Raw genomic sequence first — 12233 nt, 5'->3', positions numbered from 1 at the left:
ATCCGGAGGTGTGAAGCATGGCCGAGTTCCAGATCAACGCCCATCGTTTCGACCCGTACAAGAATTTCAAGTTCCTGGTCCTCTGGGACGGCCGGACGGTGGCGGGCGTCAGCAAGATCAGCCCGTTGAAGCGCACCACCGAGGTGGTCAAGCATCGCCACGGCGGGGACCCGAGTTCACCGCGCAAAGCACCGGGTCGCTCCGAGTTCGAGGGGGTCACGCTGGAGCGCGGCGTGACCCACGATCCGGAGTTCGATCGGTGGGCCAACAAGGTCTGGCAGGTCGGCGCCGGTCTCGGTTCGGAGGTGTCGCTGGCGGATTTCCGCAAGGACATCGTGATCCAGCTGCTCAACGAGGCCGGGCAGGTCGCGGTCTCGCACAAGCTCTACCGCAGCTGGCCGAGCGAGTACCAGGTGCTGGGCGAGCTGGACGCCAACGCGAACGCCGTCGCCATTCAGAGTTTGAAGCTCGAATGCGAGGGCTGGGAACGGGATTACGAGGTACCGGAACCCACAGAACCGGCGTTCACCAATCCTGCCTGAGAGTCCAATCGGGATGGTCCGCGCAACTGGTCACCCAGCGGAACCTCAGCGGCTTCCTCGCCGCCCTTTGTCGGTGTGATCGGTCCGGCACACCACGCAATCGCTGTCCTGGCGAGGAAACCGCTGAGAACCCGCCGGTGGCCATCTTGCTCGGGTGGTCGCTGCTGATCGGCTTCGCCGCCGACAAGACAACGACCAAGACTCACTCCGCACGGGCTCAAGTCCGAGCGGTTTCGTTCGACGGCGGATGGGGCTTTCGATGGCGAAGGCGGGACCCGCGGAGCTGCTGACGACGTGGGAAGCGGGCCTGGAACAACGCGCACCCGGTCGGGCGCTGCTGCTGCACCGGACGGCCCGGCCGGAGGCGAGCGACGAGGAGCTGCGTTCGCGACCGGTCGGGGCGCGGGCGGCGGACCTGCTGGTGCTGCGCCGGTCGTTGTTCGGCGAGCGGATGCAGGTGCTCATCGAGTGCGGTTCGTGCGGCGAGGCGATGGAGTTCGACCTCGACGCGCGGCGGCTCGGCGGTCATCCGACGCCGGATTCGTTGCGGGTGGTGGAGGACGGGTTCGCGGTGGAGTTCCGGTTGCCGACCGTCGCCGATCTCGAAGCGGCGGCCGCCGAGCCTGCGGAGTTCCGCAGGGCGCGGTTGTTGGCGCGCTGCACCATCTCCGCGACCCGGGACGACCGGCCCGTGCCGGGCGAGGAGTTGCCGGATCGGGTGCAGCGGCGGATGGCGGAGCTCGCCGAGGAAGCGGATCCGGCGGCGGACCTGACGTTGAACGTGCGCTGCCCGCACTGCGACGCCGGTACGTCCACCGAGCTCGACGTCGTCGCCTACCTGTGGTCCGAACTTGACTCCTGGTCCCGGGACGTGCTGTTGGACGTGCACCTGCTCGCCTCCGCCTACGGGTGGAGCGAGTCGCAGATCTTGGCGCTCAGCCCGCTTCGGCGGCGTTACTACCTGGAGTTGTGCGCTGATGGCTGATTTCTTCGACCGGCTGCTGGATCGCCACGCGCCGGACCGCGAGGCGGTGTTGTTGCGCCCGCGGCTGCCGGGGCCGTTCGAGCGGATCGAGTCGCTGCGGACCGAGCCACCGGAAGCCGACGTGCCGGTCGCGCCCGTGGTCCCCACGTCACCGGCGGTGCCGGTGTTCGACGTGCTGCGGGTGGAGCGGGAGGTGCGCACCACCGACCGCACGACCGTATTGCACACCGAATCACCGCCGCCCGAGCAAGCCCGGCCCGCCGAGCCCGCACCACGCCCGGACGCGCCGCGCCCCGCCGTCCACCCGACGATCCCGGCACGCGCCACGACCGCCGAGCCCGCGCGGCCGGTGGAGCCACGACGTGATGAGCGGGCGCAGCCGGTGGTCGCACCGAGCCCCACCGGTTCGCTGCGGGTGGCGGCCGCCGCTCCCGTCGCGGCGGACGCGCCGCGCACCCGGATCGCGGCGGCCGCCGCCTCTCGGACCGCCGCGCCGGCGCATCGCCGCAGCACCGAATCCGCGCCACCACCCGCGGTGCACGTGGAGATCGGCCGGCTGGAGGTCACCGCGGCACGTCCGCAGCGGCGTCCCGGTTCCGCCGGGCCACAGCGCCGGGACCCGGCGGTGAACCTGGCGGACTACCTCAGTGAGCGAGCGACCTCATGAGCAACGCACTCGCCATCGCCTCGGTCACGCAGGCCCTCGCGCTGCTGATCGAGAACAACCTGCGCCCCGAGATCGACATGGCGGTCTCGGTGGAGACCCGCAAGCCGCCGGCCGAACCGCCGACGGAGCCGACGATCACGGTGTTCCTGTACCACGTGGCGCCGAACCCGTCGATGCGCAACACGGACCTGCCCAGCCGGACGTCGAACGGGGCGCTGGTGGCGCGGCCGACCGCGGCGCTGGACCTGCACTACCTCATCAGCGCTTACGGGGAGGAGGCGGAGCTGGTCGGGCAGCGGCTGATCGGCTGCGTGGTGCGGACGCTGCAGGAGATGCCCGTGCTGCCCCGGGATCTCATCGAGCAGGCGGCGACGCGGCCGTACCTGGCGGGCAGCGATCTCGCGGAGTCGCCGCAGAAGGTGCGGTTCTCGCCGATCCAGATGGACACCGACGAGACTTCGAAGCTCTGGGGAATGCTGCACCAGACGCCGTATTCGCTGTCGGTGACCTACCAGGGATCGCTGGTGTTCATCGACGGCCGGGAGCAGCCGGTGCCACCGAAACCGGTGGAGCACGTGAACCCGACGGTGCGGCCGTTCACGCCGGTGCCGGAACCTGTTGCACCGCAAGTGAATCCCGATGACGTGGACGTATCGGAGGAGGCTTCGGAGAGCCCGGATGCCGCGCCCGAGCGTCCTAAGGCGACGGCGACTTCCCCCGCGACACGCGCAGCGGGCACGACGACATCGGGTGCGAAGCGTCCGGATTCCTCGGCGGTGAAGAGCGCGGCGGCGAAGGGCACACCGGTGAAGAGCACGACGGCGAAGAGCGCGGCGGCCAAAGGTACGGCGGCGAAATCCTCGGCGGCCAAGACTCCGCCCGCAAAGCCGTCGGCAGCGAAAGGCCCGGCCGGGAAGACCTCGTCGGCTCGACGAACGGCACCTGCCGCCGATCAGCCCACAAAAACCGCTACTAGCAGCAGGAAGAGTCCACCGAACCGCAGCACGACCCGACCGTCCACATCGGAGGAAACCGGTGGTGCGACGCGGGCCGGAGACGACGGGCAGGACTGACGCATGCGCGGAGAGGCGGGAGGGGGAGCGGCATGACCGAGGAGACCGGCCAGGGACGGGCGGACACCGATCGGGACGCGCTGGCGCTGGCCATCGCGGTCCGGGCGGTGTTGACCCGCCTCGACGAGCACACCGAACGCGGCGCGGAGGACTCCACGCCACCCGCCGACCCCGACGCGCCGCAACCCGCCTCGCTGGAGGTGCTGGCGTCCTGCTTCGGCCTCAGCGCGTTCGAACGCCAGGTGCTGCTGCTGTGCGCGGCGATGGAACTGGACGTGTCCACGGCAGGCCGGTGCGCGGCGGCGAGCGGATCGAACCGCGCCTACCCGACGTTCTCGGTGGCGCTGGCCGCGTTTCCCGGACCGCACTGGAGCGCGCTCACTCCGGTCTCGCCGTTGCGCCGCTGGCGGCTGGTGGAGCTGGACGAGGAATCGGGGCTCACGACGGGAAGGCTGCGGATCGACGAGCGGATCCTGCACTTCCTGCTGGGTTCGCCTTACCTGGATGTGCGGCTGCACGGCCTGATGCGGCGGGTGCCGGTGCCGGAGACGCTGCCCGCCTCCTACGAGCGCACGGCGGACCGGATCGCGGCGAGCTGGGCCGACGGCGATCCCGAGGTGCCGCTGCGTGTGGAGCTCGTCGGCGGCGACGCGCGCACCCGCTCGGACCTGGCGGCGGCGGCCGCGCACGCCTGCGACCTCGGCCTCTACGCGGTGGCCGCCGAGGACGTGCCGACCGACCCGGGTGAGCGCGATCAGCTGTCCCGGCTGTGGCAGCGGGAAGCGGTGCTGCTGCCTGCCGCGCTGCTGCTGGAAGTCGACGAACCGAGCCGTGAGCAGGCCGCCGCGGCCGAGGCCTTCGTCGACTCGGCAGCGGTCCCGCTGGTAATCGCCAGCGCGGAACCACGGCCGTCGAGCGGCCCGCGCGGCGAGCGGGTGACGGTTCCCGCGCTGGACAACACCGAGCAGTTCGACCTGTGGCGGGAGGCGTTCGCCGACGTCCCGGACGTGTCCGACGCCGACATCGGGAACCTGGTGGCGCAGTTCTCGCTGGCCCCGCACGTGGTGACCTCCGCGGCCGCCTCGGTCCGCCGCGACTCGTCGGACGACGACGCGGTCGGCTTAGCGTGGCAGGCGGGACTGAACCAGGCCCGGATGGGGCTGGACGAATTGGGCAGGCGCATCGAACCGGACGCGGGCTGGGGCGATTTGGTGCTGCCGGAGCGGCAACTGCTGGTGCTGCGGGAGATCGTCGCCCACGTCCGCCAGCGCGCCACCGTGCACCACGAGTGGGGGTTCTCGGCGACGCTGCGGCGCGGTCTCGGCGTGACGGCGCTGTTCGCGGGAGGTTCCGGCACCGGCAAGACCCTCGCGGCCGAGGTCATGGCGCGCGAACTGGGTTTGGACCTGTTCATCATCGACCTGTCCCAAGTGGTCAGCAAGTACATCGGCGAGACCGAGAAGAACCTCCGCAAGGTGTTCGACGCCGCCGAACGCGGCGGCGCGCTGCTGCTGTTCGACGAGGCCGACGCCCTGTTCGGCAAGCGCAGCGAAGTCAAGGACAGCCACGACCGCTACGCCAACCTCGAGGTCAGCTATCTGCTGATGCGGATGGAGGCCTACCGGGGCCTGGCGATCCTCACCACGAACATGAAGAAGGCCCTCGACCCGGCGTTCATGCGCCGCATCCGGTTCGTCGTGGACTTCCCGTTCCCCGGCGAGCCGGAACGCGCCGAGATCTGGCGCCGCGTCGTGCCCGCCCAGGCTCCGGTGAAGGACCTCGAACCGGAACTGCTGGCGCAGCTGACCGTGGCGGGTGGGTCCATCCGCAACATCGCGCTGTCCGGCGCTTTCCTGGCTGCGGAGGACGGCGAGCGGTTGCAGATGCGGCACATGCTCGCCGCCGCGCACACCGAGTACCGCAAGCTGGAACGTTCCCTCACACCGTCGGAGGTGCGGGGATGGGTGTGAACCGGGATGTGCGGATCAACGTCGGTGAACTCGTCCTCGACGGTTTCGACCGGGTCGACCCGGAGCGCGCGTCGGCGGCGTTCCAGACGGAGCTGACCAGGCTGGTGCACGAACGCGGCGTGCCGGTGGCGGCCGACGGTTCCCGGCGGTTCGACGAGGTGACGGAGCTGCCCGAGCTGCCGGTGACGACCTCGGCCGTGCGGTTGGGCGAGGCGTTGGCGCGCGCGGTGCACGCGGGCCTGGCGGGGAGGGGGCGATCGGCGTGAGCTCACCGGTCCCGGCGCACCGATCGCGCTCGTCGCAGGACACCAAGCGGCGCAAGCGCGCCGACCGCAAGCCCAAGAACCGCGCGCCCGAACCCAAGGAGATCGTCAGCGGCTCCGGCCAGCCGCTCGACCACAGCACCCGTCGTGAACTGGAAGAACGCCTCGGCCACGACTTCAGCCGAGTCCGCCTGCACACCGACCGGGAAGCCGGGGAGCTCGCCGGGGACCTGGGTGCGGACGCGGTGGCCGTCGGGCAGGACATCCTGTTCGCGCCCGGGAAGTTCAGCCCCGGCACCGCCGAGGGCACCCGACTGCTCGCGCACGAACTGCTGCACACCGTGCAGAACCCGCACGGACTCGGCGCCCTGCGCGCGGGACGCGACCTCGGCGCGGTCAGCCTCCCGCAGCAGCCGATCGAACGGGAGGCGGAGTCCACATCGGACCCGAGCGGGGTGCGGACCGGCCGGCCGACGCCCGGCTGGCTCCGCTACGCCACCATCGACGCCGACCGCCGCCGCTCGGAGGAACTGGACCCGGCAACGCTGATCGACCGCTTGGCCAACGGCATCCAGCGCTCGCTGCGCGGCGACCCCGAGGACCGCTCGAAGCGAACTCGACAGCGTCTGGCGAGGCTGCCGGAGGACGTGCTCGACGCGGTCCTGGACCGGCTGGAGTCCCGGCTGCTCAGCTCGGAGAACGAACGGGTCCTCGATCTGGTCGAGGAAGTCGAGGCCGACCCCGACGTCGAACCGGGCGCGATGGCGACCCCGGCCGTGGAGCCGGACGCGGGCAAGGTCCTGCTCGCGGAGCGCGAGCAGGACCAGCGGCAGTCCGACGAGCAGCAGGAATCCGAGGAGAAGCCTCCGGATGCGGGCGGTCCGGACAAGGACCAGGAGATCCCCGGCGGCGCCGACGGCGGCACTCCGGAGAACGCCGCGCCGGATCAGCAGGAGGAGCCCGCGCCAGGGGAGCAGTCGGAGGGTGAGCAGGCGGATGGTGCCGGCGCGCAGCAGCCCGCCGAGCAGGAAGCGGCCGAGGGAGAGCAGGACTCGGAGGAGCAGTCCGCGGACACCGAGCAAGAGGAAGCGGGTGCGGAGCAGGACGCGGGCGAGGAGAAGACCGAGGACGGGCCGGAAGGCGAGAAGAAGGAAGAAGACGAGAAGGCCGAGGAGAAACCCGGCGAAGACGAGGAGGGCGCCGAGAAGGACGCCGCCGCCGAACAGGAGTCCGAGGCGAAGAACCGTCCCGGCGCTGTGGACCCGCTCGTGGCGGGGGAGAAGGCGAAGGACCCGCACCAGGACGTCGAGGACTCCCCGAAGGAGGCCGGCAAGGACACCCAGCTCGCCGGTGCGGCCGGTTCCTTGGACGGCAAGCGCAATCAGGACGCCCTCGGCCCGGAGGAGGAACGCGAGTCCGAGCCGGATGGCGGTGACTCCGAGGTCGAGGTCGGCGGCGGGGAGAAGAGCGCCTGGGACGTGAAGCTGGCCCCGGAAGACTTCCTGCCGGAGCAGGACCTCGACGTTTCCGGCGTGCCCACGGCCGACAAGCTCGAACCCGGAGCGTCGGCACCGGCGATGCCGTCCTTCCCCGCGCCGCCGCCCACCAAGGCCGAGCAGGTGCAGGACGAACGCGACGTGGAGGACGCCGAGGACGAGGCGGCGGAGGCCGAACCGGAAGAGGAACAGCCGGAGGAACAGGCCGAACAGGATCCCTCGATCACCACCGAGGGCACTCCGGAAGCCGGCGACCTCGCCACGCTGGCGGCCGACAAGGCGGCTGAGAAGCAGCAGGGAGCAGGTGAGAAGCCGAAGGATCCGAAGGACGGCGCCGATCCCGAGGCAGGTCCCGCCGACGCGCAGCGGCTCGCGCAGGAGGCCCCCGGCAAGACCGAGGGCGCCAAGGACGAAGAAGGCGGTGCGGTCAAGGAATCCGCGGCGAAGGAGGAGAAGGACGGCCCGGACGGCGCGAAGAAGGCGGACGGCAAGGGCGAGGGCGGCCAGAAGGATCAGGAGTCGGCGGGCAAGGCCGAGAAGTCGGGCAAGGCCGAGAAGTCGGGGAGGCCCGAGAAGACGGAGGAGGCCGACAAGGCCGAGAAGGCGGACGAGGGCGGTGAGGACTCCCGTGACGCCGAGGCGGGCGGTAAGGACGAGCGCGGATCGGAAGCGACCGACGATGCGAAATCTCCTTCTGCCGCGAGAGATTCGCACGTCACCGGCGGCGGTGAGAAGCCGAACGAGGCCAGCGCTCCCGAGCAGTCGGAATCGTCCTCCGAATCAGAGCAGTCCGAGTCCGGCCAGTCCGGGGCCGAGAAGCCGACGTCCGCCCCGACACCGAAGTCGAACGACACCCCGAAGCCGACCGCCGAACCGAAGGCCGCTGCCGAGAAGTCGCCCGCCGCCCCCGCTCCGAAGCCCGAGAAGGCGGGGCCCGCCAAGCCCGCCGCAGCCAAGGCCCAGCCCGCGGCGGCACCTCGCAGCGGCGGAGGACCGGGCGGTGGCGGCAAAGCGGGCAAGGGCGCGAAAGGCGGGGGAGCCAAGGGCAAGAAGGCGCAGGCGGCCCCGAACCTCTCCCAGGTCTCCCCGGAAGCGGGCCTGCGCACGGCATCCGGCCTCAAACCGCACCAGGCGCTGCAGGCGATGGGCGGCGTGGACGGCGCCGTGGATCGCACCGTCGGCGACGAGCACAAGCAGCTCTCCTCGGACCCGCCGTCGATGCAGCGTCCCTCCGGTGCTCCGCAGACCGCGAGCGGCGCCCCGGACACCGAGGCCCCCGCCGAGTACTCGCAGGACGAGGCCGCGAAGTCCGACGCACCCGAGAGCAAGGAAGCCGAGGTCAAGGGCGAGAAGAAGCCCGAGGGCGCGATCCCCGCCGCCGAAGTGGAGGAACCCGACGGCTGGGACACGTTCCTGATGGGCGCCGGCTACGTGCTCGGCAAGGCCGGGGAATTCCTCGGCGTTGACGTCGACCCCGAGGAACTGGCGGCCAAGTTCGCCGACATGCCCACCGAAGACGAGGAGATGGAGAAGGCGAAGGCCGGAATCGCCCCGGGCGTGGAAATGCAGGGTGACGCCGACGCGAAGTCCGGTGAGCAGGACGACGCGGTGAACACCAAGGGCGAACAGACCGCCGACACCGCGCGGGACGACGCGGGCCGTGACATGGGAGAGGACCAGGTCTACCCGGACGCCCCGAAGGAGCAGCTGAAAGGCAAGGTTCCCGGCCGCGAGGGAGGAAAGGGAAGCGGCCCGGTCGACGCCGGAACCGGCGCCGTGCCACCGGAAGCCGCCTCGGAGGTCGCCGAGCACGAGCGTGGCATGGAGTTCAAGTCCGCCTTCGGCAAGGGCGAGCAGGGGCTCGCGCAGAGCAAGCAGCAGAAGGACCGAGACACCCGCACTTCCCGCCAGAAGCACGACCGGAAGGTGGACACCGAGGTCGAACGCAATACCGAGCAGCAGACCGGGAAGCGGGAGTCGACGGTCGGCGACGTCGGCGGCGAGCGGGAGAAGTGGCGCGCGGACCAGGACGCGGAACTCGACAAGCTCGGTACGGGCAAGACGGAGAAGCGGGAGCAGGCGAAGAAGGACGTCGAGGCCCAGGAGAAGGACACCGACAAGAAGGTCGAGGACCGCAAGAAGGCGGACGACGAGGGGATCAAGAGCAAGCGCGAGACCGCGAAGGGCGAGGCCAAGAGCAAACGCAACGACACCTCGCGTGAGTCGAAGAACTGGGTCGAGAAGGCCTTCGACGAGATCAAGAAGTTCTTCATCGAGCTCCGCGACAAGATCGTGGAGATCTTGCAGGCCGCGCGCGACGCCATCGTCCTGTTCATCGTGCACTTCAAGCAGGACATGGAAAACCTCATCAAGACGATCCGCGACACGATCGTCGGGCTGATCGAGGACCTGATCGAGGCGCTGATCGAGCTGGCCGTGGCGCTGGTCAAGGCCGTCATCGAACTGGCGCGCAAGATCCGGAAGTTCATCGAGGACCTGATCGCCGCCGCCATCGCCTTCGTCACCGAGCTCGCCGCGAAGCTCAAGCAGTTCATCACGGATCTGCTGGAAGCGATCTCGAAGCTGCTCAGCGACATCCTCAACGTGCTGAAGAAGGCGTTGGACGACGTCATCAAGGCGGTGAAGGACGCCGTCAAGTCGGTGCTGGACTTCGCATCGAAGCTGCTGTCCGGTTTCGGCGAGTTCATGATGGTCGCCGTCGATTTCCTCGCCGACCCCGGCGGCTGGCTCTCCGGCGCGAAGAGCTCCGCGGAGGACGGCGCGAAGAACCACTTCTTCCGCGAGGTCAAGAGCGCGGTGAAGGACTGGTTCAACCAGAAGATCGAAGAGATCATCGGCCTGCCGAAGGCCATCATGGACCGGTTGATCAAAGGCGGCATCACCCTCCAGGAGATCGTCAAGGAGACCTGGGACGCCGTCGTTCCGCAGCTGCCGTTCATCATCGGCGAAATCGTCATCACCAAGGTGATCGCGAAGCTCATCCCCGGCGCCGGCTGGGTCGCGGCGGTCATCGACGCCCTCCAAACCGCGATCGGAGCGTTGGGCGAGATCCTGCGGGCGTTCGGCGCCGTCCTCGACTGGCTCAAGTCCGTCGGCAAGGGCGGCAACGGCGTCCTGTTCGCGAAGGCCGTCGCCGCAGGCGTCGTCGCCCTCCTGGAGCTGGCCTACCAGTTCCTCCTCGACGGAATCGGCAAGTACGTCAGCAAAGTCGGCGACCGCTTCAAAACCGTCGCGAAGAACCTCGGCAAGAACAAGGACAAGGGCCGCAAGGACGACGGCGCAGAAGCCCCGCCGGACCGAGGCGACCAGCGCTCGAACCAGGGCGACCAGCGCGCGGACCAGCAGCGCCCGGGCGGAGCTGGCCCGAAGGCTCGCCAGGACGACCGCCCGGAGGCGGACCGAACCGGGAAACCGCTCTCAACCCCGCAGCGCCCCGGAGGAAACCGCGGCAACAAGCCCGGCGATCGAGGCGACAAACCCGGCGACCGCACGAAGCCCGACCGGGACGCCGACGACTCGAAGAAGCCAGGCGACAAGCCGAAGGACGACAAGCCGAAGGACGATGGTGATCGTCCGAGGGACAGGGAACATCCGAAGGATCGCGATCCCGACCGCAGCGACCGAAAGCGCCGCGAGAAGGGTGATGACCGCGACCACAAGCCAGATCGTGACGCCCCTGACAAGAAGAAGCAGAAGGACGACGAGCAGCACCGCAAGCGCGAGAACGACGAGCAGGACGGCAAGCGCAAGGACGACGACGCACAGCGCAAGAAGAAGGACGACGCGAAGAAGGACGACGCGGACCCGCAGCATCGGAAGCGGGACGACGACCCTGATCACTCGAAACCCAAGGACGCCGATCAGCGCCGTTCGAAGAAGGACGACGACGCTCCTGGACGTCGGGACGATCAGCGCCCTCATGGCCGGGACCGGAAGAAGGACCGCGACCAGAAGCGGCACGAGGACCGGAAGAAGGAACGGGATAAGGCCGACGGGACCAAGCGTAAGCGAAAGGATGAGACCGACGGCCCGAACAGGCGGAGGCGGCCGAAGAACAAGGACCGCGAGACCTCGAACGGAAGGAAGCGCAAGCACGATAAGGAGCGAGACGAGCGCAAGCGGAATCAGAAGGAGATCCGAAAAAAGGAGGAAGAGTCGAGCAATTCTAAAGGGGAACAACTGGGCCGGATAGTAGCGCGAATCCGGCCTAGGTTATACGCAAAGATGAAGAATGGCGTTCAGAGACCGAGGTTCTTCGGTTTGCTCTCCGCTTTGAAGGGGCACTATCGCCTGACGGGACTCGATCCGGTTGGCGGTGACCCTTTTATGGTCGTGGCGACCCTGAATCCGTCGCGTCCGGTGCTGGGTGGAGATTACACCGAGCCTCATTCTCAACCCGATGCTTACAGCATTCCTCCGGGAGCACCGTCCGCCAGGGATGAGCTGCCGCCGCCCCGGATGCCCGACTTCAACGAGGGAAGGGCGAGTTCGATCAGTGCCGAGCTCCTGAGCATGCCCAAGGTGCCACCCGGAAAGCCTCCTGGGCAGACGAGTCCACCGGGGTGGAATTACATCACGGACCCCACGCGCAATCTTCAGGAGGGTGGTGCGTGGGTGAGAGCGCACCTTCTTTCGGAGCGACTGGGAGGAATGAATTCGGCCAACAATCTCGTCCCGGCGCGGCGGGGGGTCAATAAGGACCTTGAGCTAGGCGTGGAAATGCCAGCTTGGCGTGCCTTTAAGAAGAAGCCTGTCTGGTACGAGTCGAGGGTGAAATTCGGGAACTCTGGACCTGTTGCGGACATTCCAACCTATATTCGCTCAACATTCGGGCGGTATGAAAAGACCGGAGGGACAGGCGCGAAGAGGAGTGACTGGAGGAGGCGGAGCGCAGAGAAGACCGTTGGGCTTGACATAAAACCGCCACAGAATGATGAGAAGAACAAGCTTTACATCAACACCTATGGAGCTGCGCAGGTAAGGAAGTGGCTGAACATCACGAATGGGCTGGCGCGACACGTTGTGAAGCAGCGCGCGGAGGAGCCTGGTGGAACTTTCTCATCGTTGACTCAGTTTAAGCTTTCAATGCGATCGCGCAAGGCGAGCAAAGGGCCGCGCTCATTGCCGGGCCTGAGCACTGCAATTGAGAGGCTGGCTTTGTTGGATGGCGCTGGCATGGTCGACTGGGATCGACTTCACGGCGAGAAATGAGGGTA

Annotated in this window: 7 protein-coding genes and 1 pseudogene; all 8 read left to right on the top strand. The window is 68.7% G+C overall.

Features of this window, described 5'->3' with window-relative positions; all coding sequences use genetic code 11:
* The first annotated feature begins 17 nt into the window (after window positions 1–17).
* Entirely contained in the window at window positions 18–542 is a 525-nt protein-coding gene (locus tag H2Q94_RS19280; RefSeq protein ID WP_243788599.1) for a phage tail protein, read from the top strand.
* Between the two features lie 259 nt (window positions 543–801).
* Complete coding sequence (locus tag H2Q94_RS19275; RefSeq protein ID WP_243788598.1) at window positions 802–1527, top strand: T4 family baseplate hub assembly chaperone; 726 nt, start codon at window positions 802–804, stop codon at window positions 1525–1527.
* Window positions 1520–2194, top strand: coding sequence for a hypothetical protein (locus H2Q94_RS19270; RefSeq protein WP_243788597.1), 675 nt, complete (start codon window positions 1520–1522; stop codon window positions 2192–2194). The genes H2Q94_RS19275 and H2Q94_RS19270 overlap by 8 nt, the downstream gene beginning before the upstream one ends.
* Window positions 2191–3267, top strand: a complete 1077-nt coding sequence (locus tag H2Q94_RS19265; protein WP_243788596.1) for a Pvc16 family protein — start codon at window positions 2191–2193, stop codon at window positions 3265–3267. Before H2Q94_RS19270 ends, H2Q94_RS19265 begins: the two co-directional genes overlap by 4 nt.
* Window positions 3268–3299: 32 nt before the next feature.
* On the top strand, window positions 3300–5237 hold the full coding sequence (locus H2Q94_RS19260; RefSeq protein WP_243788595.1) for an ATP-binding protein: 1938 nt from the start codon (window positions 3300–3302) through the stop codon (window positions 5235–5237).
* Window positions 5228–5503 carry a hypothetical protein gene (locus H2Q94_RS19255; RefSeq protein ID WP_243788594.1) on the top strand — a complete coding sequence of 92 codons (276 nt, stop codon included), beginning with the start codon at window positions 5228–5230 and terminating at the stop codon, window positions 5501–5503. The genes H2Q94_RS19260 and H2Q94_RS19255 overlap by 10 nt, the downstream gene beginning before the upstream one ends.
* Window positions 5500–5793 (top strand): annotated as a pseudogene (locus H2Q94_RS31015) (eCIS core domain-containing protein); the annotation flags it as partial. The gene H2Q94_RS19255 and the pseudogene H2Q94_RS31015, both read left to right, overlap by 4 nt.
* A gap of 975 nt (window positions 5794–6768) precedes the next feature.
* Window positions 6769–12228, top strand: a complete 5460-nt coding sequence (locus tag H2Q94_RS19245; RefSeq protein WP_243788592.1) for a hypothetical protein — start codon at window positions 6769–6771, stop codon at window positions 12226–12228.
* Window positions 12229–12233: the final 5 nt, after the last annotated feature.

Source organism: Saccharopolyspora gloriosae, from assembly GCF_022828475.1.
GTDB classification, from domain to species: Bacteria; Actinomycetota; Actinomycetes; order Mycobacteriales; family Pseudonocardiaceae; genus Saccharopolyspora_C; species Saccharopolyspora_C gloriosae_A.
The sequence above is the reverse complement of the archived record's forward strand: the minus strand, read 5'-3'. Positions and strand labels throughout refer to the sequence as shown.

Bases quoted from the DNA above. Each gene is read 5' to 3' on its own strand.
- H2Q94_RS19280 (WP_243788599.1), top strand. From the start codon at position 18: ATGGCCGAGTTCCAGATCAACGCCCATCGTTTCGACCCGTACAAGAAT.
- H2Q94_RS19275 (WP_243788598.1), top strand. From the start codon at position 802: ATGGCGAAGGCGGGACCCGCGGAGCTGCTGACGACGTGGGAAGCGGGC.
- H2Q94_RS19270 (WP_243788597.1), top strand. From the start codon at position 1,520: ATGGCTGATTTCTTCGACCGGCTGCTGGATCGCCACGCGCCGGACCGC.
- H2Q94_RS19265 (WP_243788596.1), top strand. From the start codon at position 2,191: ATGAGCAACGCACTCGCCATCGCCTCGGTCACGCAGGCCCTCGCGCTG.
- H2Q94_RS19260 (WP_243788595.1), top strand. From the start codon at position 3,300: ATGACCGAGGAGACCGGCCAGGGACGGGCGGACACCGATCGGGACGCG.
- H2Q94_RS19255 (WP_243788594.1), top strand. From the start codon at position 5,228: ATGGGTGTGAACCGGGATGTGCGGATCAACGTCGGTGAACTCGTCCTC.